The sequence below is a fragment of the Embleya sp. NPDC059213 genome (assembly GCF_042754445.1).
Classification (GTDB): domain Bacteria; phylum Actinomycetota; class Actinomycetes; order Streptomycetales; family Streptomycetaceae; genus Embleya.
Window position 1 is genome coordinate 1 of sequence record NZ_JBHZAV010000078.1, and the last position, 23,455, is coordinate 23,455.

Sequence of the window (23,455 nt, forward strand, 5' to 3'; positions counted from 1 at the left end):
GTACAGCCCTCCGTCGAATATTTCCTCCCGCCGCCGGCGACCCGAACGCCGGCGACCGCGTGGGAGGGCGCGGTCGCCGGTCCCCGGCTCGGCGTTCAACCCCGCTCCCGACCGGCCTCGGCGGTGGTCGGCTCCTCGCGGAAGCCGATCTCGCGGTGGGTGCCGTCGCACAGCGGTTTGCCGGCCGAGTGGCCGCACCGGCACAGCGTCATCCGGTTGCGGGTCTCCAGGGGCCGTCCGTCCGCGCGGTGCACCGCGACCCCGCCGGTGACCCACAGCGCGCCGGCCAGGTCGCCTTCCTCCGCCAGGACCGAGACGGCCCGAGGAAGGTCGACCTCGACGGTCTCGCCGTCCCGCTCCAGCGCGTAGCTGTAGGAGCCGGACGGGCAGTGGTCGATGCGCCCCATGATGTTCGAGCGCACGTCGGGGTCCTCGGTGTCGTCGAGCATCTTGGCGATCGGCCTGGTGGCGCCGATACAGAAGGCGGCGTGCACGCACAATTCGCCGACCCGCTGCGCCGAGATGCCGACGCCGTCGTGCACGTGCCGCAACTCGCGGTAGGGCGTCACCACGGCGTTCTCGGTCCCGTCGAAGCCGACCACCGCGTGCGTCCCGTCGCAGAACGGCTTCGCGCCCGAACGGCCGCAGCGGCACAGCGCGTAGGTGTGCTCGGTGGGCAACTCCGGCCCGGTCCTCCAGGTCAGCGCGTCGTTGTTCTCCGGGGAGACGACCTTGACCTTGCGCCGGAGCGGGATGCCGCCGTAGACGAGGTAGGGGCCGGCGGGCAGCACCACGATCCGGGGTCGGTCGCCGGGGCTCCACGCGCGCTGCTCGGGCGGGACGTAGTCGAAGGTGGGACCGGCCGTCGTGCCCTCCCCGTCCGGCATCTCCATCAGCACGCGGGCCTGCTCGCGCAGCCCGTACATCATGCCGGTCGCGACCGCGAGCAGCCTCGGACTGCCGTCGAACGCCCGCTCCAGCAGGTGCAGAACGGCGCAGTACGTACGGTTGAACTCGTCCTGGGCGTCGCGGATCGCACTCCCCGGCGGGTGCTCGTGCGGACGCGGGTCGCGCCGCATCGGCCGCACGCCGCCGAGGTCCACGTGCAGCGGTTCGCCGGTCGGCCCGGACTGTGGGGTGTCGCCGCGCCGGTAGCGACGACCGAACCGGAGCTCCTGGAAACGGTAGTAGTGCGCGACCTCGTCCCGATCCGGGTGGTGGACGTCCCGGTCGCCGTCCCAGACCTCGCCGCGGAGCAGGCCCTCGCCCTGGTCGACGATCTCCGCGAGCGCGGTCAGCGCCGAGGCCAGATCCGTGACCTGGACCAGCCTGCCGGTGGTGTGCCGGAAGTGTCGCTCCCCCACCTGACGCGCGGGGTCGCCGCGGAACACCTCCTGCTCGCCGAGCCGGGCGCACAGGTCGCGCAGCCCCTCCTCGATCGCGGCGTAGAACTGGCCGATGGTCGCGTAGCCGTCGGCCTGGGCGGGCGCGTCCGGCGGTGCGGGCCGTTCGAGCCGCAGGAACATGTCGAGCGCCTCCGGGCCGAACGCAAGCAGCGACAACTCCAACGACGGGTCGCCGTGCGGCAACCGCCGGGGGTGGCTCGGCAACATCCGGGGCGTGTCCAGCCTCGGGGTGCCGCCGACCGCGTTGAGCAGGTTGGCGACCAGGGCCAGGTGCAGCATCTCCTCGACGAAGACGCCGGCCACGACCTGGGCGGCCTCGGGATTGCGCTTCGGGTCCAGCGAGTAGAGCGCGCACAGGTAAGGCGGCAGTGTCGCGTGCTCCAGTTCGAGCGCCCATTGCAGGTGCTCGCGCAGATCGTCCGGCGTGCCGATCCGGGGCGCCGCGGCGGGGGCCGGGGCGGGCCGCTGTGGGGCCGATTGATTCACAGGTCTCTCGTTTCGCCGGTCCGATGCGGTGGAGGTCGCCGCCGGGGTGCCGCGGCGCGTGGTCGGCACCGCCGCGGCGCCCGGGGTGGCACGGGCAGGTCGGACGCAGGGGTGGTTCCGACGCTTCCCGGCCCGGGCCCTGTCCGGGGGATGTCGGCGGAAGGGCGGCGCGGCCCACCAGGATCCGCCGGACAGGGCTCAACCGGCGGACTTCGCCGACCAGTCCGGGTAGGTGATCTCGCCGAGGGTGGCGCCCTCGCCCGGGACCAGCGTCGACTCGTCCGGTACGGCGCCGAAGTAGTGCGCGTTCGGGTCGGTGACCACCTCGCGCGGGTCGCCCCAGGCCGCCAGCGCCTCCCGGAAGAACTCGTCCATCCGGTACCGCGTCGGGCCGGCGATCTCGATCGTCGCGTTCAGTGGCGTGCCCACCGCGGTCCTGCCCACGTTCTTCGCGACCTCGTCGCCCGCGATCGGCTGGAACGCGACCGGCGCGATGTGCACCTCGTTGCCCGTCGTCGCCTCGTCGGCGATCCGCCGGGCGAACTCGTAGAACTGCGTCGCGTGCACGATCGAGTAGGGGATCGACGATTCCTTGATGAGCCGCTCCTGGGCGATCTTCGCCCGGAAGTAGCCGATGTCGGGACGCCGTTCGCTGCCCACCACCGACAGCGCGACGTGGTGGCCGACGCCGGCCTCCTGCTCGGCGGCCAGCAGGTTGCGGGTGGAGGTGCTGAAGAACTCCAATACGGCGGCGTCCTCGAAGGACGGGGAGTTCGATACGTCGATGACCGCGGACGTACCCTTCATGACCTCGGCCAGGCCCTTGCCGGTGAGCGTGTCGACACCGGTGTTCGGCGACGCCGCGACCGCCTCGTGTCCGTGCTCGCCCAGCTTCGTCACCAGCTTCGAGCCGATCAGTCCGGTACCGCCGATGACCACGATCCTCATGCCAGGTCCTCCTGTTCGCCGGGGACTCCGTCGCCGCCCGGTTGCCAGCTAAGACCGGACACCGGGAGCGGTTGTGACAGGTCCGCCGAAGTTTTTTCGTCGTGTGCTTTTTCCGGGCCCACTGTCACAAGCAGGGACCCCGCCTTGTCTTTGTCGGCAGGGGGACCCACCGACCGAAGGAGCGAGGCCGTGCCATCAGCAGTCGCCGGGTACCGGATCCGGATCCGGATGACCGCGCGCGCGATCGACGAACCGCACCGCACCGCGAGCCCGCTCGAACTGCTCTTCGATCTCACCTTCGTGGTCGCGATCGCCGCGGTCACCGCCCAATTGGCACACCATGTCGCCGACGGGGACGCCCTGACCGGGCTCGTCCCGTTCCTTCAGGTCTTCTTCGCCGTGTGGTGGGCGTGGATGAACTTCACCTGGTTCGCCTCGTCGTACGACACCGACGACGTCGCCTACCGGCTGCTGACGATGGTGCAGATGGCGGGAGTGCTGGTGCTCGCCGCCGGTGTGCCGGCCGCGGCCGACGACGCGGACTACCGGCTGATCACGATCGGCTACCTGGTGATGCGCGTCGCGCTGGTCGCGCTGTGGTTGCGGGCCGCCGCCGAGCACCCGGCCGGCCGGCGTACCGCGCTGCGGTACGCGGCGGGTATCACGCTCCTGGAGGCGGGCTGGATCCTGCGCCTGGTCCTGGCGGAGGCAAACGCCCTGCCGTCGCCGGCCCAGCCGCTGTCCTTCCTGGTCCTGGCCGCCCTGGAACTCGCGGTGCCGCGCTGGGCGGAACGCTCCCGGCCGACCGACTGGCACCCGCACCACATCGCCGAACGCTACGGCCTGTTCACCATCATCCTGTTCGGCGAAAGTGTGCTCGCCACGTCCAACGGCGTGCGGGCGGCGCTGGACGCCGCCCGGATCGGCGGCTCGCTCGTGGTCATCGCCGGATCCGGCCTGGTACTCCTGTTCGCCCTGTGGTGGCTCTACTTCCTGGTCCCCGCCGGGGAGGGGCTCAGCGACCGCCGACACGGCTCCTACCTGTGGGGATACGGCCACTACGGCATCTTCGCGGCGCTCTCGGCGCTGGGCGCCGGACTGGAGGTCGCGGTCGAGCAGACCGGCCGGGGCCCGGCCGCCGCACCGCTCGCGATCTGCTACGCCGTGGCCGTGCCGACCGCCGTCTTCGTCGTGCTGTTGTGGCTGATCCACAGGCCCATCCTGGCCGAGCACGTGCTCCGTCCCGGCCCGGTGTGGTGCGGCGTGGCGGCCGTCCTGCTCCTGCCGCTCTCGGTGTCGCGGATCGGGCCGGCCGCCGTCGTCGCCGGGCTCGCGGCCGTATGCGTCCTGATGGTCGTGATCACCTTCCCCGCCGTGCCCCGGGCACGCCGACCGACCTGAGATCTCCCGGGGTTGCCGTCGGGGCGGGCGGACGGGTCAGGGGAGGTCGACGAGTTGGTGACGCGAGGTGACGCCGAGTTTCCCGAAGACCTTGCGCAGGTGGTATTCGACGGTGCGGGGGCTGATGTACAGGCGCGCGGCGATCTCCTTGTTGGTCAGGCCGGTACGGGCGAGCCGGGCGATCTGCGCTTCCTGCGCGGTGAGTTCCTCGGTGGCCGGGGCGGTCCGCTTGCGCGCGGTCTCTCCGGTGGCGAGCAGTTCGCGCTCGGTGCGGTCGGCGAAAGCCTTCATGCCGATCTCGGTGAACAGGTCCAAGGCGGTGCGCAGTTGGTCGCGTGCGTCGATGCGCCGGCGTTCCCGGCGCAGCCATTCGCCGTACAGCAGGTGGGCGCGGGCGAGGTCGACGCGCATCCGGGTACGACCGAGCCGGTCGATCGCCTCGCGGTAGAGGCGGTCCGCCTCCGCACCCTCGCTGACCAGCGCCCGGCAGCGGGCTTCGAGGCCCAGACCCCAGTCCGTGCCGCCCGCCCGGGTGGAGTGCGAGAGCCGCGCCAGCGTCCGGCCGGCCAGTTCGTGCCGGCCGGTACGGACGGCGGCCTCGACGACTTCGAGGGGCGCCCAGTGCACGCCCAGGCCGCTCGGGGCCTCCTCCGTCTCGTGGTCCACCGTGGCCAACAGGGCGGCTTCGAGTGCCTTTTCGTACCGGCCGAGGCCGTTGTAGAGGACGGACCTGACCCAGTGACAGATCTCCAGGGTCCGGCCCTCGCCGCGGATCGCCGCCTCCTCGGCGATGGTCGCCGCGAGGCGTTCGGTGCGCTCCTCGTCTCCCCGCCACCCCGCGAGGCCGAGGTCGCCGCCCGTCTGCACCATGGCTCCGGAGGTGGTCCAGACGTCGGCGGCGACCGCGTGCTCCTTGGCCTCCTCGTTCAGGATCTCGGCCTCGGCCAGGTCGCCCTCGAACAGGAACATCATCGTGGACACGCTGAGTACCAGGGGCAGCAGCGCGAGCGCGCCGGAGTCACGGACCAGGCGCAGGCAACGACGGGCGAGTTCGCGACAGGCTTCGTCGTCCCACAGCACCATCGCGAACAGGTTGACGAACCAGAGCCAGCGCAGTCGCTCGGCCGGGTCGGCTCCCTCGCTCAGGACCGCGGCCATCGCGCGCCGCAGGACCGGCTCGGCCGTCAGCGCGTCCTGGGTGTACAGCAGGGTGAGGGCGTCGAGGATGAGGTCCGTGGCGCGCGGGACGCCGGGCGCGGGCGGCGCCGCGCGGCCGGCCGCCGCGACCTCGGTGATGCCCTCCCAGCGGGGCAGGATGCCGATCGCCACCAACAGGGCCTGCAGGTAGGTGTCGCGGGAGAGTTCGACGTCGAGCGATTCGAGCTGCTTGGCGGCCTTGAGCAGGATCGCCGGCGCCGAGCTGCCGTGGTTGGAGGTCAACGCGATCTCGGCGCGCAGGCATTCGGCCTTGGCCCGGCGCAGTTCGTCCGGCGGACCGGCCTCGGCCGCCGCCAGCAGCGCCAGGGCGGACTTGGGCGCGCCGGCCAGGTGCTTGGCCCGGGCGGCGTCGAGCGCGCGGGCGGCCCGGCGTCGGGCGTCGGGGGTGAGTTCGACCGCCCGTTCGAGGAAGGCCGCGGCGGCGACCAGGCCGCCGCGGGCCTGGGCCCGATCGGCCGAGCGTTCGAGCTCGGTGGCGATGTCCTCGTCCGGGTGCGCGGTGCTCTGGGCGTGGTGCCAGGCCCGCCGGTCCGGATCCGTGCCGGCGTCGGTCGCCTCCGCCAGCGCTTGGTGGACCTCGCGGCGGTCCTTCGGCAGGGCCGCGTTGTATGCCGCCGAGCGCACGAGCGGATGCCGAAAACGCACCCGGTCGGTGAAGTCGATCAGTTCGTCGGCCGCGTCGAGCGCCGTGGCGTCGACGCCGAGCAGGTCGGCGGCGCGCCACAGCAGGGCCGGATCGCCGAGCGGCTCGGCGGCGGCCAGCAGCAGCGTCTTGCGGGTGTCGGCCGACAGGCCGTTCAGCCGCTGCCGGAAGCCGCTTTCGAGCCGGCCGGACAACGACTGTCCGGTCGCCGCGGCGACGAATCCGCCCCCTGCCGCGGCACGGGGCAACTCCAGCAGGGCGAGCGGGTTCCCGCGCGACTCGATCAGGATCCGCTCCCGGACCCGCTCGTCCAGCGGTCCGGGGAGCACCCGGCCGATCAGGGTGCGCGCGTCCGTGTCCGGCAGCCCGCCGACCTCGATCACGGGCAGGCCCGACAACACGTCGGGGTCGCCCGCGTCGGCGTCGGCCTCGGCGTCGGCGTCGCGGACCGCGAAGACACAGGCCACGCTTTCCGCGACGAGGCGGCGGGCGACGAAGGTGAGGACCTGGGCCGAGGCACGATCGAGCCACTGGGCGTCGTCGATCACACACACGAGCGGGCGTTCGTCGGCGGCCTGGGCCAGCAGGTTGAGCACCGCGAGGCTGATCAGGAACCGGTCGGGAGTGGGGCCGGTGCGCATCCCGAACACGGTGCCGAGCGCGTCGTGCTGCGGTTCGGGCAGGGAATCGAGGAGGTCCAGCAACGGCACGCACAACTGGTGGACGGCCGCGAAGGGCAGCTCCATCTCGGACTGGATCCCGGTGGCGGTCACGACCCGGCATCCCGCGGACTCGGCGACCAGGTGGTCCAGCAGGGCCGATTTGCCCACTCCGGCCTCGCCGCGCAAGACCAGCGCCCGGCTCTCGCCCCCGCGAACGTCCGCGAGCAACCGGTCGAGGGCCTCGCACTCGACCTCCCTGCCCAGCAGCGACTCCGCCGGCAGGGCTCCGCCCGCCCAGGTCGCGGACCGCCCGCGGGTGCGGATCGCCCGCTCCCGTGCGCCGCCTTCGGGCCTGCCGTCGACCGCGGAATCGTCAGACACTTCCGCCCAAACCTTCCACGCCGCGCATCGATGATCGTCCCGGCCGACTGTCATCCGATGCAATATCCATGCGGAAGGCTACTTCGCCCGGGAGCCGGCCGAACGGCGGGCCACGGCTCGGGCACGGGAGGACGCGGCTCGGGGCGGGCCGGCGCGGCGGAGGGGCCGGCGCGGGGACGGCGGCTCGGCGGGGGCTACGCCGTGTGGGCAGGCGGGTGCGGGCGCCGACGCGACCGGTGGGAACGGGAGTTCGGGGTCACGTGCCGGGGCGCGGCGCATCGGCGCGGCGTGCGAGGCGCGGCGTGCGACGCGGGAGTCCTACGCCGCGCCCGGCGAGGGGCCCGGGCCGCCCTTCGGTTCCAGGGCCGCCCGCCGCCTCATCTCCCTCGGGGACGCGCCGTCCGGGCCGCCTGCGGTTCGATCAGGTCGTCCATCGTGCAGTCGAGAATGTCCAGCAGCGCCATCAACGTGCGCATCTTCAACCGGTCCGGCTTGTCGACCACGAGTCGGTACACCTGACTCGGGGACAGGTCGACGCCGCGTGCGGCCAGCAGGGGACGCAGGTCCGTCGTGGCGAACATGCCGCGCTGCGCCATCACCGCGCGAAGATGCCACCGGTAGTCCAGATCTGCCATCGCCCCGTCGGTCCCTTTCTCTTCGGCTTCGCCTCGACCCACCCGGAGCGGTGCTGCGCGACCGGGCGCGAGGGCATGTGGGCAAGGGTCCACCGGTGTGTGCCGCGTTCGCATCAGTGACTCCCTGGCCGAATCACCCCGACCGCGGGAAACCGCACCCGGCGCCGGCGCTGCGTCCTCGGTTCGGCGGGTCGCGCGGGGAGCGGCGGCGGTGCCGGGTCGGAGGGGCCGGGTCAGAGGCCGCCCCGGAGGGCGAACTCGGTGATGTCGTGCAGGCGTTCCTGTACGCCGTGATCGCAGGCCTGGGGGTTGATCGGCCCGGGGGCACGCCCGTGGTACCAGGCGCCGTTGTCGTCACACAGCGCGGCGACGTGGCGGATGTCGGCCGCCGCCCGATCGGGCCGGTCCGCGCCGGCGGCGGACCCGGCGCCCGGGTGCGTCGACATCCACGCGGGATCCATGGCGACCACGTCGATGGCGTGCCGGGGTCGGTGCCGGGCCAGCCGGCGGGAGTAGGTGACGAGCGCCAGGCCGGCGTGCGCGTGGGCCAGGGACGCCGAGTACGGATGCCGGGCCAGGCCCGGGTCGTCCGGGTGCAGCGCCGTGGTGAGGTGGGTCCCCGAGGCGACGTTGACGATCCGGCCGCGCGAGCGATCGCCGATCAGGTCGATCAGCCCGTCGGTGAGTTGCACGGGGGCCAGGTAGTTGGTGCGGAAGGTGAGTTCGGTGCCGCCCGCGTTCACGGTCCGGGCGGGCGCACCGGGGCGTTCGGCGTTGTTGACGAGCAGATCGATGCGGTCGGTCACGGCGCGCACCCGCCGGACCAGGCGCGCCACCTCGGCGGGGTTCGCATAGTCGGCGGCGAAGTAGTCGAGCCGGGCGCCGGGGGCCAGCTCCTTCCGCACGGCGCGCAGCAGCTCGGCCACCTCGTCCTCCCGTTCCGGGCCGTGCAGGACCAGATGCCCGGCTCGGCCCGCGAGCGCGGACGCGGTGGCCCGGCCGGTGCCGGCCGTCGCCCCGGTCAGCATGATGGTCAGGGCGCCTTCGGCACCGTGGTCCCCATTGGGCGTCTTGTGCATGCTCCGTCCGTTCTTCCCCGCGGTCCCGGGATCGTCGTTCCCTCGGCGATCCCATCGCGGAACCGCACCCGACCACCCTCCCCGGCGCACCCTCGCCTTCGCATCCGTCATCCCCTGGCCGACCCGCCCCCGAGTGCGGCATCCGTACGGGGGGTCCGACCCGCGATCGAGGCCGAGGGCGCAATGCCGGGCGCTCGGGGCGGGTTTCGGTGCGTACACGTTTTGATGTAGGGAGTGGTCGTTCCTGTGCATGAAGACCGAATTGCGCGGAAACGGGAGGCTGGGGTTTCCCCGTTGATCGTTTCGAGAGGAAGACCATGAAGATCGACAAGAGGTTTGCGGTACTGGCGACGGCCGTCGCGCTGCTGACGGCGCCCGGCCTGGCCGTGGCCCAGGCGTCCGCGACGGCGGCGAGCGCGGCGACGGCCGAGCGCGCGGCCGCTCCGGTCGCCGGTCCGGGTTGGCATCACGTGCAGGACTTCGCGCCCGACGACCTGGGCGGTTGCCACACGAGGGGCCAGTGGTATCTGGACAACGGCGCCAACAGGTACGAGTGCCGGCCCGCCGGCGTCTGGCAACTGTGGGTACTCACCGACTCCTGAGCGTGTCCCTCGACCGGAACACGGGCCGGAACCCGTGGCGCCGGCGCTTCCGCAGCGTCGTCGCCACGGGTCCCGGCCACCAAGCGGCTCGTGCCCGTTACACCGTGACCGGCACGGGGTGGACCTCGGCCACGGGGTGCCCGGCGCGTTCGTGGACCCGCAGGACCGCTTCGGCCGAGGGCGCCTCGGACAGGCAGTACACGGTGCCCGACTCCGGGTCGGCCCAGGCGTGCCGGAAGTGCACGCCCTCCTCCTCCTCGATCGCCAGATCCGCCTGATGCGCCGCTGCCAGTTGTTCGTTGGTGATGCCGGTCATGCCGGTATGGACGTCCATGAAGGTCGCCATCGCCGCACGCCTCCTCGCCTCTCGATGATGGGCCCCGAGCAGTTCTCGGATCCGCTCCTTCCCCGCACTCGTTCGCACTCCTTCCATCGTCCACCCGCGACCGGAACACCGCCCTGCGATATGGGGCGTTCGGTACGTCGATCGACCTGTGCGACGGATGAGACCCGTGGTGGTGCCGAGCCCCGGCGGGGTGCGGCATACCCTCTGTTGCGGGGGTGACGATCGCGAAGTCCGGGTCTCCCGGGTCGAGTACCGCGCGGCGACCGTGACTCGGGCCGGCCGGCGACCTGTCGCCGGGCCCGGTGGTGCGACTCGATGGCGGCCGGTCGCACCACGATCCGGCCGGTGACGTCCGGGGAGGCCACCATCTTGCCCCATGAGGCGGACCGGAGCGGCCCGGGCCGGCGGAGTGAGCGTCGCCACGGCCGCGACCGCGGCAACAACCGTACAGAGCAAGCGTGCGCGCGAGGGATCGGACTCCTCGACGCAGTCGGAGGCGGGCCGGTCACCCGATGGACCCGTCGCCGGCACACCGGCCGCCCGCGTCGGCGGCCGTCACCATCCCGGAGCGCCGATCCGGCTCCGCTCAGCCGGGCGACCCACCATCACCCGAACGGCCCGGCCGGCTGGTCCGGTTGCCCTTCGGGCTCCCGTTCGACCCACTCGCCGCCGCCGAGCGGATAGTCGTAGCCGGGGCGGCGCACGTCGGCGCTCGTGCGGAACGGCAGGCCCTTGTTGTCGATCCGCAGCGTGCCCCGACGATCGCCACTCGACCAGTCCAGGGTCAGATCCCAGCGGACGTCGTGTGCCTTGGTGTGCACCGTGACGTAGAAGACCTCCGGGTCGGACGCGCTTACCTTGTACGGGAATTCGCGTTGGCCGTTCTTCCCGGTGAGGGTGGGGCTGCCCTTGTCGAGGTCGATGTCGAACGACTTGGTGTTCACTTCGCCGCCGCAACCGACGCCCATCGCGTAGTCGTTCCAGGCGAGCGGCGCGCTCTTGCCGGCGATGCGTACGTGCAGTGCCTCCAGGACCACGGTGTCCCGATCTCGGCCCTGGACGGTGAGGGCGACCGTTTGTTCGCCCGAGGAGACGGCGCCGTACGCGGCGGCCCAGCGGGTGGCGTCCCCCTCGTTCGCGGGCGGGCCGACCTGGGCGGGGGCGCTGTCGACCAGGAAGTGCTGGCTGCACGGGTTGTGGTAGACGTACGGGCGAACGCCCACCCCGAGCGGAGCGGCGCCGGCGGACTCCCCCGCGCTCGGCGTCCCGCCCTTCGAAGCGCTCGGGCCGGCCTTCCCGGACTCGGTCGTGGCGGCCGAGGGCGATGCCGTCCCGCCGGGGGGTGGCGAGGCGGGAGCCGGCACGGTGGAGCGGTCCCCGGCATCCGCCGAGCCGGGGATCGCGGCGGCGGAACCTGCTTCCCGGCGGTCCCCGGTGTCACCGGCTCCGTCACCGGAGAGTGGACCCACGACGACCATCACGACTGCCAGCACGGCCGCCACCGCGGCGAAGGCGGTTGCCACGGTGAGACGACGTCGCGCCGGCACCGACTTGGGCGGGGCGTCGACGACGGCCGCGGCGCCGTCCTCGTCCTGCACGGGCGTCGCTGCCGCGGCCGTTCCGGCGATGGGGACCGCATCCGCCTCGGACTCGGACGTCGCGCTCTCGGACTCGGCCTCGGCCCCGACCTCGACCTCGACCTCGACCTCGGGCGATTCGCCCGCCGAGGCCGATGCCGATGTCAATGCCGAGACCTCCTCCGCGCCCGGCGCCGCGTCCGCCCGGCGCCCCCGTGCCGCGTCCGCCAGGATCCAGCGCCGGTGCAGCTCGACCAACTCCTGCGGCGTTGCCCGGCACACCCTCGCGAAGCGCTCCACCGGCGCGTAATCGTTCGGTACGGCGCTGCCGTTGCAGTAGCGGTGCAGGGTCGACGTGCCCATGTGCAGCCGCTTCGCCAACGCCCCGTAGCTCAGCCCCGAGCGATCCTTGAGCTCCCGCAGCAGTCGCGCGAACGCGTCCGCTTCCTCGGCCCCTGTTGTCCCCGGCACGCGTTCCTCGTTCCCCGCGGCCCGTTTCCCGTATCCCAGGTGCGCCGCGTCTTCCCTGGTCGGAGTCTGTTTCACGGTCCGGCAGGCCGACTGCCCACCGCGTACGCCGCCCGAACGGCCCACCCACAGGCTCCCGGCCATTCAAGCAGCCCACACGTCCTGCCCGACGGCCGGTCGTTCCCGGTCCCGGTGGGCGGCGCCGCTCAGCCCTCGATCAGCGAGTCGTAGGGCCCCTTCTCCGGCGTGAAGACGAGAACGAAGTCCTCGCCCAACGCACCATGAAACGGAGAGAGATGGCACCTCCCGGAAGAATCCTCGCGACGGTGTTCGCCACGGCCCTTCACGGGCACGAGTGCGCTGACGACAGCGGCTTCGGCAACGGCCTTACCGGCAAGGGCAATCGCGCCGCCAACCGCGACCGCGGCCGCGCCGGCCGGCTCGTACACCGTCACCGTCGGCGCCAAGGGTGCGTGGACACACCCGGACGACACCCCCGGCCAACTCCTACATCGACGAGGACGGCACCTTCTACTTCCGGCAGGCCCATTCCCTCTACGGCGCAACGCAGAGCCGCGCGTGGAGCTTCTTCACCGGGACCGATTTCGACTCGGCCGCCTTCTCCACCGCGATCGGCGACGCGGGCACCAATCCCGATACGACCGCCTTCCGCAACAACAGCCCCACCGGCGTGGAGTCCACGTACGCACCGAGCGGTTCGGGCTACTCGCAGCGCAACTTCTGCGACCTGACCGGGATGTGGGTGGATCCGGACACCGGCGACTGGTACGGGCCGGTGCACAACGAGTTCAGCCCGCAGCCCTTCGGCGACGGCGTGCACTACGACTCGATCGACTACGCGGTCTCCCGGGACCAGGGCCGGACCTGGACGATCAAGGACCACGCCATCACATCCCCCTACAGCACGAAGCGCGGTGACACCGCCGCCTTCCCGAACCAGACCTACTCCTACGGCGACGGCGATCAACGGCTCTACGTGGACGCCGCGTCCGGCTACTTCTACGCCTTCTACGGCTCGCGCGCCGTGGACAAGAACGGCGGCTGGAAGGCGTTCTACGCCCATGTGGCCCGAGCGCCCATCGCGGGGAAGATGGCGACCGGCACCTCGGACGGCGCAGTTGGCGTCTTTCGGCCCCGGAGGCCCGTCCCGGCCCGGCGCGCGGCCGACGAGGGGGGTGGTCGGGGTCGATGCTCTCGCGTTGCCGGGAATGGGCCCGCGTGCGTCAGGGGCGCCGGATTGCGACGAGGGCCGAGGCGCAGGCCATCAGGGCGCTCAGGCCCCAACTCCCGTTCGCCGCCGCGAGCACCGCGATAGCCAACGCGGTGGCCGAGATCGGAACGCGGATCAGCCACGCCCCGGAGGAGCGGTTCCTCGGTTCCGGTGTCATCCGCCATACCTTTCCGAACACGGATGCGGTTGCGGTTCCGGTGGACGGTGAAGCACCGCATCCGTAAAGGTACTTGCACGATGAACTTTCGTATACAGCGGAACTCGACGGGCATGGCTGGGGTGTTCCGTGACGGCTCGACGCGTCTCGGGCGACGGGAAGTGCTCGTGTCGGGCGCCGCGGCGGTGCTCGCGGCGTGCACGTCGTCGGCGGCGAAAGAGGCGGACGGTGACACGGTACGTCGGGATTCGGCGCCGTTGGAACGGCGGTTTCCCATGCTCGGGCCGCTGTTCGATGCCCGGTGGCTGGGCGATGTCCTGGGTGTCGATTCGCGGATGTCCGTTCCCGGGCCCAGCGATGTGCGGCTGGTGGGCTTCGCTCGGTTGAGGGCCGGTGGGGTCGCTGCGATCGTGGCGACGCCGGGGCGGGACTTCCGGCCGGCGACGCCGAGTACGGTGCCGGACGCGCTCACGCGGTTCGTGCCGAAGGACGCGCGGTGGGTCGGCAGCAAGTCCTTCGACAGCGAGATGACACGCGAGGTGTACCCCGGCGCGTTCCACCTCGACCCGGGCACCGACACGGTGTACTTCGACACGATCGATCCGAGTATCGGGGACGGCACGCAACCGTAGCGGTCGGATTACGCCGGCCGATTCCCCGCCGCCGACACCCGCCCGCCCGGGCCACCTCGGCCTGCCCCTGCCCGGACCCGCCATCGACGCGCCCACGTACCGCTCACTGAACCGGCACATCGCCGTCCGGGCGCAGCGCCGGGTCCCCGAACCGAAGCCGTGGTCGGCGACGACGTCCGCAACGCCCCGCAGAACGGCACCCGAGTGGACGGCGACCACCCGGGCAGCCCGGCTCGCCGGTACCTGTGGCCACCGGCCGTGATCCGAAGGCCGGGGCCGGCGCCTGCGCCCATCGGGCCCGGCGCCACCCGACAACTACGCGTGTCGGCCGATGGCTTGCATTTCGGACCGGCCGTGGGCGGTGAATCCTCAAATTCAGCGCAGATCCAACGGACCTGTAGCGCAGCGTAGTTAGTGTTCACGGGTTCGAGCCGACACTTCGGGGGGAGCGAGGAATCCGGTGCCGTGACATCCTTTCGTGCCGATGACCGGGACAACGGCAACCAGGCACGCTCGACAGATGACAACGAACTCGCGGAACTCGCCGAACTGGTCTATCGGCGCTACGCCATGCCCCTGTTGTCCTTCTGCCTCAAGCTCACCGGCGGCGATCGCCCGTGGGCCGAGGACGTCGTGCAGGAGACCATGCTGCGGGCGTGGCGGCACGCGGGCACGATCGCCGAGGACACGTCCGACCTGATGCCGTGGCTCGCGACGGTGGCCCGCCGGATCGTCATGGACGACCGCCGTGCGCGCCGGTCCCGACCGCAGGAATGCAGCCCAGAACCGTTGGAGTACGTCCCGGCCGACGACCAATGGGAGCCGCTGCTCTGGAAGATGGCCGTGGCCGACGCACTGCCCTCGCTCACCGCCGCGCATCGCGAGATCCTCGCCGAGACGGTACTGCGTGATCGTGACCTCAAGCAGGCGGCCGAGATCCTCGGCATACCCCTCGGAACGGTGAAGTCCCGTACCTACTACGCAATCCGCGCCCTGCGCCACGCCTTACGAGAGCGCAACGCAGGATGAGCGCCCGGGATTGCGTAGTGTGCCGCGCGAACGGCGCACCGCGCACGGGTGATCCCGTGGACGTGCGATGGGAGGAGTTACCCGGCAGATGAGAAACACCGATCCGCTCAAGTTCTTCGCGGACCACCGCGACACGATCCTGCACTGGGCCGGCATCTCGGCCGCCGCCCTCGCGTTCTTCCTGATCCTCCGGTTCTTCGCGATGCGATTGGGCGGGTGGAAGGCGGCAACACGTCGTCTGGGTCGGGAAATCGCCCTGACCGGATACGCGTTCGGTGGCCCGGTGCGGGTCTGGCTGCGCTACCGGCGCTCGGTGCGGTTGCTGGTGGCGCGGTTGGGCGCGGGTACCACCTGGCGGGACGCGGAGCGGGCGCTGGTGGCCGCCAAGTTCGCCGCCGCCCCCGGGCAGCCGTACGCGGTCGTGGTCGGCGACGACACGGTCACCGTGTTGCTCGCCGCCGGCGACGTCCCCACGCCCGAGGGCATTTGGCGGCCCCTGGCGCACGACCCTAGGGCCTGGACCGCCACCCGGGCGGAATTGCCGTCCGTCACGCCGGACGCCGAGGGGGTCAGACCGATCGTCGTCGCCCTGGGCGAGCGCGACGGGGAATGTGTGTTCCTCGACCTCGCGGTCGGTCCGCCGATGGTGTGCGTGCAGGGTGATCCGCATTCGAGCCCCGCCCTGTTCCAGGCGGTCGCGGCGCAGTTGGACGCGCGACTGCCCGGCGGGCAGGTCGTGGTCGCCGACGGGGTCCACCACGACATCTCCGGGCTGCCGGTCCGGGACGCGTATCGAAGCGCCCGGTCCAGGCCGCCCCGGCTGGGCCTGCCCACGTTCCTGGCAACCCCGGAGCTGCCCGACCCGCTGCCGCCGGAACTCGTCGAACCGGCCGGGGATTCCCCCTCGTTGCGGGTGCTGCTCGGCGGATCGGGGCGCGGCCACGTACGCACGTTGCTGACCGATGTGCACGGTCGGGTCGCCGTACCGGGTACACCTCTGGTGCTCTCGTGCAGCGCGCTCGCCGCAGCCCTCGCCCGGGTGTTGCCGGGCATTCCGCCGGTGCTCCCGCCCGCTCCCGCGCCGGTCTCCCGGTCCGGCGCGGGTAGCGTCGAGTGGTTCGCGGAGGAGGAGAGCGGGAACGAGGCCGCCGCCGTGCGGCCGGGAACGGCCCAACCGGCGACCGCGTTGCCGGCCGCGACCGTCGAACCGGCGGACACTCCGGCGGCGGTCTCGGCCCGATCCGCAGTCGCCGAGCCGCCCGCGCGGTCCTCGGGCGGGTCGGCCGCTTCGAGCATGGCCCGACCGTCGGCACGGAGCACGCCCGCCGGATCGGCCGGCCTCGCCGCGGAACCCGAACCGGTGCCTACCGTCGGCGAACCGAGGCCCGGAGTCTCGGCACGGACGTCGACCACGACGCCGTCGTCGGAGCAGGATCCCCAGGCGTCACCCGCCGTATCGGCCCGGCGGCAACCGCCTTCCGATGCACGATCGGCCGCCGATCCGGATCCCACTCCCCACGCCGACCCACCCGCGACCGAGCCCGACCCGGCTCCGGAGCCCGCACCCACCGCCGACACCGGGAGCCCTCCGCGAGGGGGCCCCGAGCCGTCCTCGCCCGGTCCGCGGTGAGGCGTCGGGCCGCAGCCCCGCAGCCCCGATCCCACGCGCGCGGCCGACCGTTCCCCCGGACCGTCCCCGCGCGACACCCCGACCCGGTCGCTCCGAACCGCCCCACTCACGCCTCCCCCACCCCCGCAGCCTCGCCGTCTCGCCCTCCCCGCGAGAGAGTTGGATGCCCGTGAACCTCGCCGTCACCACCACCGATCCGCAAGGTCGCCGCGCCGATCACCTGCTGGACGTCCCCGATTCGGCGACCGTCGCCGAACTCGGCGCCGTACTGGGCACCGCCGATCTGTTCCTGGGCGATCGCCGGCTCAATCCCGACATCCGCGTGGGCGCGAGCGGCATCCGCGCCGGGGCGTTGCTCGGCCTCGGCGGCCCCGCGCCGACCGAGACGGCGACCCGGGCCTGGCAACCACCGGGAGCCGACCCGGTGCTGGTCACCGTGCGGCATGTGTCGGGCCCCGGGGCGGGCCGGGTCTGGCGGCTCGGCCCGGGGCGGCACGAGGTCGGCACCGACCGTGCGTGCGCGTTGCGCCTGGACGGCGGCGAGGCGCCCGCCCAGGGCACCTGGATCACCGTCGGCACGGACGCGGCCGTCACGATCGCGCTGCCGGACGATGCCGACCCGGAGCGGTGCGGGCTGCGCAGCCTCACCCCGCCGCCGCCGGTCGATCCGATCACCGGCACACCACTCTCCGCCGAGGAGCCCGCCGGCATGCAGGAGGGCGGCCCCGGCGGGCACTCGACCGAGTCCCCGCCGCCGGGTCCGGACGGGCTGCCCGCCCGGCCGCCGTTGCCGCCGATCGGCTACCTGCCGCCGCCCGACGACGGCTCGCAGTCCTGGCCGACCTACGCCGACCTGTCGCTCGGCGAGCATCTGCTGCGCCTGGGCCCGCCGGACGAGCCCGAGGCGGCGGTACGCACGTCGGCGAACGGTCTCGGCGTCGAGTACAACCGGCCGCCACGCATCGCGCCGCACCTGGACGGCGAGTCGATCCGGATGATGGGTCCGCCGACGGACAACAGCAAGCGGCCGTTCCCCTTCCTGATGATGATCGCCCCGCTCCTGATGGGCCTGGCGATGATGTTCCTGTTCCGGAGCCTGTTCTTCGTCGTCTTCGTGTTCTTCACACCGCTGATGGCGATCGGCAACTGGGTTTCCGGCAAGCGCAGCGGTCGCCGGGACTACCAGGAGGCCAAGCGGGTCTATCGGATCCGCCGGTCGGCGTTGGAGACCGAGATGCGCCGCGCGACCGTCGACGAACGCGGGCTGCGCAACGCGACGTTCCCGGATCCGGCGGCGGTGTTGCTGATCGCGACCGGTCCGGGCCCGGGCCTGTGGCAACGCCGCCGGCGCGACCCCGACCACCTGACCATCCGACTCGGTACCCTCACCCGCGCGTCCCTCAAGAGCATCGACGACCAGGCGCGCGAGACGCACTACCGAAGCGTCAACTGGCGCCTCGCGGATGTGCCGTTCGGGGTCGAGATGACCGGTTTCGGAGTGGTCGGCATCGGCGCCCCAGGGGAGACGGCCCGCCGGATCGCGAGCTGGGCGGTGATCCAGACGGCCGTCCTGCACAGCCCGCGGGACGTGCGCATCGTCGTGCTGACCGAGGACGAGCACGCCGACGCGTGGCAGTGGGTGCGGTGGTTGCCGCACCTGCGGCCGGGCCGGGCGGGCGCCGCGGTGGTGGCCCTGGGCACCGACCCCGAGAGCACCGCGCATCGGGTCAACGAGCTGATCTCCGACGTCCAGACCCGCCTGGACGCCGCGAAATCGGCCCTCGGTCCCACCCTGCATCGCGAGCCCGACGTCCTGGTGATCCTGGACGGCGCCCGCCGGCTGCGCGATGTGCCGGGCATGATCGACGTGTTGACCAACGGCCCGGCCGTCCGGGTGTTCGGTCTGTGCCTGGAGGAACGCGAACACCTGTTGCCGGAGGAGTGCACGGCGGTGGTGACGGCGAACCGCGGCCGGCTCGACCTGAAGGCGTCGCACGTGCCGGAGGTCAAGGGCATCCGGGCCGACCTGGTCGACCCGGCCTGGTGCGAGGAGGTCGCGCGCGCCGTCGCGCCGGTGCTGGACGTCACCGTGGACGGCGATTCCGGACTGCCGTCCGAGGTCGCGCTGTTGCCGCTGATCGGTCAGGAACCGCCGGACGCCGAACTGCTGTTGCGTGCCTGGGCACGCCGCCCGGCCTCCACCTCGTTCGTCCTGGGCAGCGGGTACGAGGGCGTGCTGCGCCTGGACCTGGTCCGCGACGGCCCGCACGGCCTGATCGGCGGCACCACCGGCTCGGGCAAGTCGGAACTGCTGCAAACCATGATCGCCTCGCTGGCCGCGGTCAACCGGCCGGACGAGCTGACCTTCGTACTGGTCGACTACAAGGGCGGCAGCGCGTTCCGCGAATGTGCGGAACTGCCGCACACCCTCGGCATGATCACCGACCTCGACGGGCACCTGGTCAAGCGCGCGCTGGCCTCTTTGGACGCCGAACTGCGCCGCCGCGAGACGGTCCTGAACGAGGTCGAGGCCAAGGACCACACCGAGTACCGGATCAAGCGCTCGCGGGACCCGCGCCTGCCTCCGCTACCCCGACTCCTGCTGGTGATCGACGAGTTCGCCACCTTGGTCCGCGAACTACCGGACTTCGTCCCCGGTTTGATCAGCCTCGCACAGCGCGGCCGGTCACTGGGCCTGCATCTGCTGCTGGCCACCCAGCGGCCGGGCGGCTCGGTCAGCAACGAGATCAAGGCCAACACCAACCTGCGGATGGCCCTGCGGGTGACCGACCGCTCGGAGAGCCAGGACATCATCGACGGCGTCGAGGCCGCCGGCATCTCGCCGAACAACCCGGGACGGGCCCTGGTCCGGCGCGGCGAGGGCGCGCCCACCCCGTTCCAGACCGCGTTCGTCGGCGCGGAACGCCCGGGTGCGGTTCCGAGTTCGGTCGTCAAGGGCGCCGCGTCCCGGCCGGTCCGCGGGGTCCGACTCGGCTGGCAGCGCCTGGGCCGCCCGATCGACCTCGCCGAAGCCGACGCCGACGCCGAAGCCGGCACCGACATCGACACCGACGTGAGCGCGGGACCGGAGTCGCACTTCGACTCGCACGAGGGCCGGATGATCACTCCCTTCGAGGAGCAGCCGACGGACCTGCGCGCCCTGGTGGACGCGTTGCGCGAGGCGGCCGACCGGCTGCCCGACTTCCGGCCGCAGCCCAGTCCCTGGCTGCCGCCGATGGACGGCCGGATGCGGCTGGACGAGCTGCCGGCCATCCCGGAGCCGGCGCCCGGCGCGCTGCCGATGGTCCCCTACGCCCTGCTCGACATCCCGCACCTGCAGGCCCGGCGGCTGGCCGCGATCGACTTCGCGTCCTTCGGGCACCTGTACGTCATCGGCGCACCGCGTTCCGGCCGCACCCAGGTGCTGCGCACCGTCGCGGGCGCGGCGGCGCTCACCATCCCCTGCTCCGACCTGCACATCTACGCGATCGACGCGGCCGGTGGCGGGCTGAGCGTGCTGGAGGCGCTGCCGCACTGCGGCGCGGTCGTCTCGCGCCACGACGCGGAGCGCATGGAGCGGCTGATCAACCGGCTGTCCGCCGAACTCACGGCGCGGCAGCGGCTGATCGCGCAGCAGGACTGCGCGGACGTCACCGAGTTGCGGAGCAGGGTGGACAAGGACCGCCGACCCGCGCACCTGGTGCTCATGGTGGACGGCTGGGACGCGCTGAGCACCATGCTCGACGACTACGACGGCGGCCGGTTGTACGCCGACTTCGTGCGGCTCCTGCGCGAGGGCCAGGGCGCCGGGATCCATGTGATCGCCACGTCGGAGCGGCTGTTGCTCGGCGGGCGCCTGGCCGCGCACAACGACCATCGGCTGTTGCTGCGTCAGACCGACCCGGGCGATTACACGCTCATCGGCATGCCCCGCAACAGCATTCCGGCGGCGGTGGCCCCCGGTCGGGGTTGGCTGGCTCCGGGGGCGATCGAGGCGCAGATCGCGTTGTTGCCCTCGATCGCCGAGCCGGCCGTCGCCACGGGCGGCGTCGACGGGGAGGACACCTCGGCGAGCGATCAGAGCGACCAGGCCGAGTCGATGCGGGAGTTGGGCCGGCGGGCGAGTGCCCGGGACGCCAACGTGCCTCCGGTACGACGGCCGTTCCGGATCAGCGAGATGCCGACCCTGATCGGTTTCCAGGAGGCGCACGACCGGGTGCCGCAATCGCTGCGCAGGCCGTTCCACGCGCTGCTGGGTGTGGGCGGCGACGCGGTCGAGCCGCTGGTGCACGACTTCGCGGACGGCGGCGGGTCGTTCATGGTCGCCGGACCGCCGCGCAGCGGACGCACCACGACGCTGGCCGCGATGTGTGTGTCGTTGCTGATGAGCGGCACCCGACTGATCGTTCTCACGCCGCGTGACTCGCAGTTGCGCAAGCTGGCCGCGCACGGCCTGGCGCAGGTGCTCACCGACCCCGATCCGGAGCCGGAGGTACTGGTGGAGGCGTTGACCGCGGTACGAGGCGAGCCGGTGGTGGTCGTGGTGGACGACGCCGATCTGATGCTCGCCTGCGCCGCCGACTCGGTGCTGCGTCGGATCGCCACCTCCGGCCGGGACCACGGACAGGGGCTGTTGCTGGCCGGGTTGGCGGAGTCGATGAGTTCGCTGGGCTGGGTCGGCATGGCCCGACGCTCGCGGCGCGGCCTGCTGCTCGGGCCCAAGACGCTCGGCGAGGCGGACCTGATCGGGGTCAGGTTGTCGGCCGAGCAGGTGCGTACGCCGCTCGGCCCGGGCCGGGGCTGGACCGCGGGCGACGCGGGGGCGGCGATCGCGGTGCAGGTGCCGCTCACGGTCCTCGACGGCTGAGGGGAGCGTGCGCGGCACCCACACGAGGAAGGCGCGGCGGCCGGCGGCTACTTGTGGGCCGCCGCGTCGGCCTTCATCTTCGCGATGGCGGTGTTGATGTCGCCCATCAGCTTGGTGTCGGAGGTGTTCAGCGAGTCCGCGATGTCGGTGAAGTTCTTGGCATACGCGTGGATGTTGCTCGCCGAGTTCTTCATCTGCTCGTTGAAGGTGCGGTACGCCTCCTGCAAGGCGGGGCTGGCCTTCTCGAACACCAGGCCGTCGTGGAGCAGATTGGCGACCTGGGTCTGCAGATTGTCGAGCTCGTTGGAGATGTCGGTCAGTTTGGTGCCCATCCGTGTGGCCGCGCTGCGGATTTCGTCGTAATCGATCTTGATGTCGGCCATCGGGTCCTCCGAAGGGGTCGGTTGTCGGGTGGCGACGCGTGGACGGGCGGCTACTGGGAGGAGTGCACCTTGTCGGCGATGTCCTTGTCCATGTCCTGAACCGACTGCATGATCTGCCGGAACTGCTGCGCGTAGCCCTTGATGCTCTCGGTCGCGGCGGTGAGCGCGACGCTGAACTTGTCGTACTGGGCCTGGAGGGCCGGGCTGGCCTTGACGAGCACGAGGTTGGTGGTCAGCAGACTGTCGACCTCGGCCTTGGCCTCCTTCATCCGGGGCACGAGCGTGTGCTCGACGCTGTTGTCCAAGAGGTTGGACACCCGGGTGATCTCGGCGTAGCTGAGTTTGATGTTGGCGCCCATGGCGAATCTCCTCGAACGGAAGCGGAAGCGGGAACGGAAGCGGAGACGGGAACAGGAACGTCGGCGGCCGGCGGAGCGCGGCTCAGTCGACGCGGCCGCCGGGCGGCGGCTTGCCCACGTTGCGGTCCGGCTTTTCGTGTTTGCCGGAGGAGGCGTCCGCGTCGGCGAACTTGGGATCGCGCCGCCACTCGCCCCTGGGTCCGTCACGGATGTAGTGCTCGGTCGTCTTCCCGGAATGGCTGATCATGGTCCCGCTGCCGTCCTTCTCGATGGTGAAATCGGACGTGGCCGTGGTGCCGTCGCTCATCTTGGTGGTGATCGTGTAGTCACGGACGTCGATCTTGTCCGGCTCGTCGCCCTTGTCGTCGCCGTCCGGAATCTCGACCATTTCCGGGGGGCCCTTGTACGTCGTGGTCGTCTCGTAGTTCTGCCCCTGCGGATTGGTGATCGTCGACGTCTCCTTGATGATGTTGTTGTTCTTGTCCAATTCGACGCTGACGTCGATCTTGCCGTTCTTGTCCTCGTAGTGAAACGAAGTCGGCGGTTTGTCATCGGGCTTGGGCGGCTCTTCGCCGGGATTGACGGGCGTGCCGTCCTCGCCCTTGGCGATCCAGGCGGCACACCACGCGGGCGCCTCCGGGTCGTGGCAGACGTGCCGGATGGTCTCGTCCGGGTGGGCGCGGAAGTATTCGGTGGCGCCGATCGAGGCGAGGTAGGCGTCCCACTTGGCCTTGTCGGCGAGCCACTTGTCGTGCGCGGCCTTGGCGTTGCGCCATTTGTCGAGTCCCAGGCCGGCGGTGATCAGACCCGCTCCACCGGAGATCCTCGCGTCCTCGTCGAAGAAGAGGTCGGACACCGCCTTGAAGTTGTCGGCGAGCTTGTTCAAGCCCTCCTTGGCCTTGGCGGTGCGGGATCTCGAATGGTGATAGAAGCTGTTGAACGCGGTCGAGAGGCCGGAGGTGCCCAGCGCGGCCCGGCGTTCGGCGGCACCCGCCTCGCCCAGCTCACGAAATGCCCCGCCGGAGCCGGAATCTGCCTGATTGGCAAGGTTTCTCAGCTTCGTGTTGATCTCGTGCAGGTTGGTGTAGTCGATGGCGAAATCCGCCATTCGGATCTCCTGTCCCTCGCCCGACTCGCGTGGTGCGCCCGCGCTGCGAACCACTCCCATTTCTGTACGCGTCACATCCATCGGGGGTTCAATCGAGATTGTCGCGAGGAAGAATGAACCCGGCGAACCGAAAGCGCGTACAAAAGAGCGCCGTGGTTGCACGAATCGAGCGAGAGAGGCGCTTCG

General features: G+C 71.8%; 18 protein-coding genes. 7 read left to right on the forward strand and 11 right to left on the reverse strand.

Annotated features, from left to right (window positions below; all coding sequences use genetic code 11):
- Positions 1 to 95: 95 nt before the first annotated feature.
- Together ACFXMF_RS26395 and ACFXMF_RS26400 are read right to left on the reverse strand one after the other, a co-directional pair.
- Positions 96 to 1,892 (reverse strand): ferritin-like domain-containing protein, encoded by a 1,797-nt coding sequence (locus tag ACFXMF_RS26395; RefSeq protein ID WP_380018102.1) that lies wholly within the window; start codon positions 1,890 to 1,892, stop codon positions 96 to 98.
- A 198-nt stretch (positions 1,893 to 2,090) separates the two neighbouring features.
- A complete protein-coding gene (locus ACFXMF_RS26400) occupies positions 2,091 to 2,840 on the reverse strand; it encodes an SDR family oxidoreductase (protein ID WP_379992540.1) in 750 nt (249 codons plus the stop codon).
- Between the two features lie 189 nt (positions 2,841 to 3,029).
- Here ACFXMF_RS26400 and ACFXMF_RS26405 point away from each other — a divergent pair, with 189 nt between their 5' ends.
- A complete protein-coding gene (locus ACFXMF_RS26405) occupies positions 3,030 to 4,241 on the forward strand; it encodes a low temperature requirement protein A (protein WP_379992541.1) in 1,212 nt (403 codons plus the stop codon).
- Positions 4,242 to 4,277: 36 nt separating this feature from the next.
- Here ACFXMF_RS26405 and ACFXMF_RS26410 read toward each other — a convergent pair whose 3' ends face one another.
- The 3 genes from ACFXMF_RS26410 to ACFXMF_RS26420 all read right to left on the reverse strand — a co-directional run bounded on the left by ACFXMF_RS26410 (position 4,278) and on the right by ACFXMF_RS26420 (position 8,859).
- Positions 4,278 to 7,145, reverse strand: a complete 2,868-nt coding sequence (locus ACFXMF_RS26410; RefSeq protein WP_380020810.1) for a helix-turn-helix transcriptional regulator — start codon at positions 7,143 to 7,145, stop codon at positions 4,278 to 4,280.
- 377 nt (positions 7,146 to 7,522) lie between these two features.
- Positions 7,523 to 7,780, reverse strand: a complete 258-nt coding sequence (locus ACFXMF_RS26415; RefSeq protein ID WP_360306850.1) for a helix-turn-helix transcriptional regulator — start codon at positions 7,778 to 7,780, stop codon at positions 7,523 to 7,525.
- Positions 7,781 to 8,013: 233 nt separating this feature from the next.
- Positions 8,014 to 8,859, reverse strand: a complete 846-nt coding sequence (locus tag ACFXMF_RS26420) for an SDR family NAD(P)-dependent oxidoreductase (RefSeq protein ID WP_379992727.1) — start codon at positions 8,857 to 8,859, stop codon at positions 8,014 to 8,016.
- A gap of 317 nt (positions 8,860 to 9,176) precedes the next feature.
- Between ACFXMF_RS26420 and ACFXMF_RS26425 the strand changes: the two genes are divergently transcribed.
- Positions 9,177 to 9,461: a hypothetical protein gene (locus ACFXMF_RS26425; RefSeq protein WP_360306844.1), complete on the forward strand. Its 285-nt coding sequence runs from the start codon at positions 9,177 to 9,179 to the stop codon at positions 9,459 to 9,461.
- Positions 9,462 to 9,558: 97 nt separating this feature from the next.
- On the opposite strand, the gene ACFXMF_RS26430 is transcribed toward ACFXMF_RS26425, so the two are convergent.
- From ACFXMF_RS26430 to ACFXMF_RS26440, 3 genes are all read right to left on the reverse strand, one after another.
- A complete protein-coding gene (locus tag ACFXMF_RS26430; protein ID WP_360306841.1) occupies positions 9,559 to 9,807 on the reverse strand; it encodes an SCO4226 family nickel-binding protein in 249 nt (82 codons plus the stop codon).
- A gap of 605 nt (positions 9,808 to 10,412) precedes the next feature.
- Positions 10,413 to 11,855, reverse strand: a complete 1,443-nt coding sequence (locus tag ACFXMF_RS26435; protein ID WP_379989834.1) for a helix-turn-helix domain-containing protein — start codon at positions 11,853 to 11,855, stop codon at positions 10,413 to 10,415.
- A 203-nt stretch (positions 11,856 to 12,058) separates the two neighbouring features.
- Complete coding sequence (locus tag ACFXMF_RS26440) at positions 12,059 to 12,307, reverse strand: hypothetical protein (protein WP_379989833.1); 249 nt, start codon at positions 12,305 to 12,307, stop codon at positions 12,059 to 12,061.
- A gap of 14 nt (positions 12,308 to 12,321) precedes the next feature.
- Here ACFXMF_RS26440 and ACFXMF_RS26445 point away from each other — a divergent pair, with 14 nt between their 5' ends.
- The 5 genes from ACFXMF_RS26445 (at position 12,322) to ACFXMF_RS26465 (ending at position 21,419) form a co-directional block, all read left to right on the forward strand.
- Positions 12,322 to 13,188 carry a hypothetical protein gene (locus ACFXMF_RS26445; protein WP_379989832.1) on the forward strand — a complete coding sequence of 289 codons (867 nt, stop codon included), beginning with the start codon at positions 12,322 to 12,324 and terminating at the stop codon, positions 13,186 to 13,188.
- A gap of 120 nt (positions 13,189 to 13,308) precedes the next feature.
- Positions 13,309 to 13,893 (forward strand): hypothetical protein, encoded by a 585-nt coding sequence (locus ACFXMF_RS26450; RefSeq protein WP_379989831.1) that lies wholly within the window; start codon positions 13,309 to 13,311, stop codon positions 13,891 to 13,893.
- Between the two features lie 465 nt (positions 13,894 to 14,358).
- A complete protein-coding gene (locus tag ACFXMF_RS26455; RefSeq protein WP_360306823.1) occupies positions 14,359 to 14,922 on the forward strand; it encodes a sigma-70 family RNA polymerase sigma factor in 564 nt (187 codons plus the stop codon).
- Positions 14,923 to 15,010: 88 nt separating this feature from the next.
- Positions 15,011 to 16,552 (forward strand): hypothetical protein, encoded by a 1,542-nt coding sequence (locus tag ACFXMF_RS26460; protein ID WP_379989830.1) that lies wholly within the window; start codon positions 15,011 to 15,013, stop codon positions 16,550 to 16,552.
- A 163-nt stretch (positions 16,553 to 16,715) separates the two neighbouring features.
- Positions 16,716 to 21,419 (forward strand): FtsK/SpoIIIE domain-containing protein, encoded by a 4,704-nt coding sequence (locus ACFXMF_RS26465; RefSeq protein WP_379989829.1) that lies wholly within the window; start codon positions 16,716 to 16,718, stop codon positions 21,417 to 21,419.
- A 47-nt stretch (positions 21,420 to 21,466) separates the two neighbouring features.
- Here the strand turns inward: ACFXMF_RS26465 and ACFXMF_RS26470 are convergent, their stop codons facing one another.
- From ACFXMF_RS26470 to ACFXMF_RS26480, 3 genes are all read right to left on the reverse strand, one after another.
- Complete coding sequence (locus tag ACFXMF_RS26470) at positions 21,467 to 21,802, reverse strand: WXG100 family type VII secretion target (RefSeq protein WP_360306814.1); 336 nt, start codon at positions 21,800 to 21,802, stop codon at positions 21,467 to 21,469.
- Between the two features lie 50 nt (positions 21,803 to 21,852).
- Positions 21,853 to 22,161: a hypothetical protein gene (locus ACFXMF_RS26475; protein ID WP_360306811.1), complete on the reverse strand. Its 309-nt coding sequence runs from the start codon at positions 22,159 to 22,161 to the stop codon at positions 21,853 to 21,855.
- 82 nt (positions 22,162 to 22,243) lie between these two features.
- On the reverse strand, positions 22,244 to 23,431 hold the full coding sequence (locus tag ACFXMF_RS26480) for a serine/arginine repetitive matrix protein 2 (RefSeq protein WP_379989828.1): 1,188 nt from the start codon (positions 23,429 to 23,431) through the stop codon (positions 22,244 to 22,246).
- Positions 23,432 to 23,455: the final 24 nt, after the last annotated feature.

Coding starts and splice junctions, on each gene's coding strand:
- ACFXMF_RS26400 (WP_379992540.1), bottom strand. CDS start 2,840: ATGAGGATCGTGGTCATCGGCGGTACCGGACTGATCGGCTCGAAGCTG.
- ACFXMF_RS26415 (WP_360306850.1), bottom strand. CDS start 7,780: ATGGCAGATCTGGACTACCGGTGGCATCTTCGCGCGGTGATGGCGCAG.
- ACFXMF_RS26420 (WP_379992727.1), bottom strand. CDS start 8,859: ATGCACAAGACGCCCAATGGGGACCACGGTGCCGAAGGCGCCCTGACC.
- ACFXMF_RS26425 (WP_360306844.1), top strand. CDS start 9,177: ATGAAGATCGACAAGAGGTTTGCGGTACTGGCGACGGCCGTCGCGCTG.
- ACFXMF_RS26430 (WP_360306841.1), bottom strand. CDS start 9,807: ATGGCGACCTTCATGGACGTCCATACCGGCATGACCGGCATCACCAAC.
- ACFXMF_RS26460 (WP_379989830.1), top strand. CDS start 15,011: ATGAGAAACACCGATCCGCTCAAGTTCTTCGCGGACCACCGCGACACG.
- ACFXMF_RS26465 (WP_379989829.1), top strand. CDS start 16,716: ATGCCCGTGAACCTCGCCGTCACCACCACCGATCCGCAAGGTCGCCGC.
- ACFXMF_RS26470 (WP_360306814.1), bottom strand. CDS start 21,802: ATGGCCGACATCAAGATCGATTACGACGAAATCCGCAGCGCGGCCACA.
- ACFXMF_RS26475 (WP_360306811.1), bottom strand. CDS start 22,161: ATGGGCGCCAACATCAAACTCAGCTACGCCGAGATCACCCGGGTGTCC.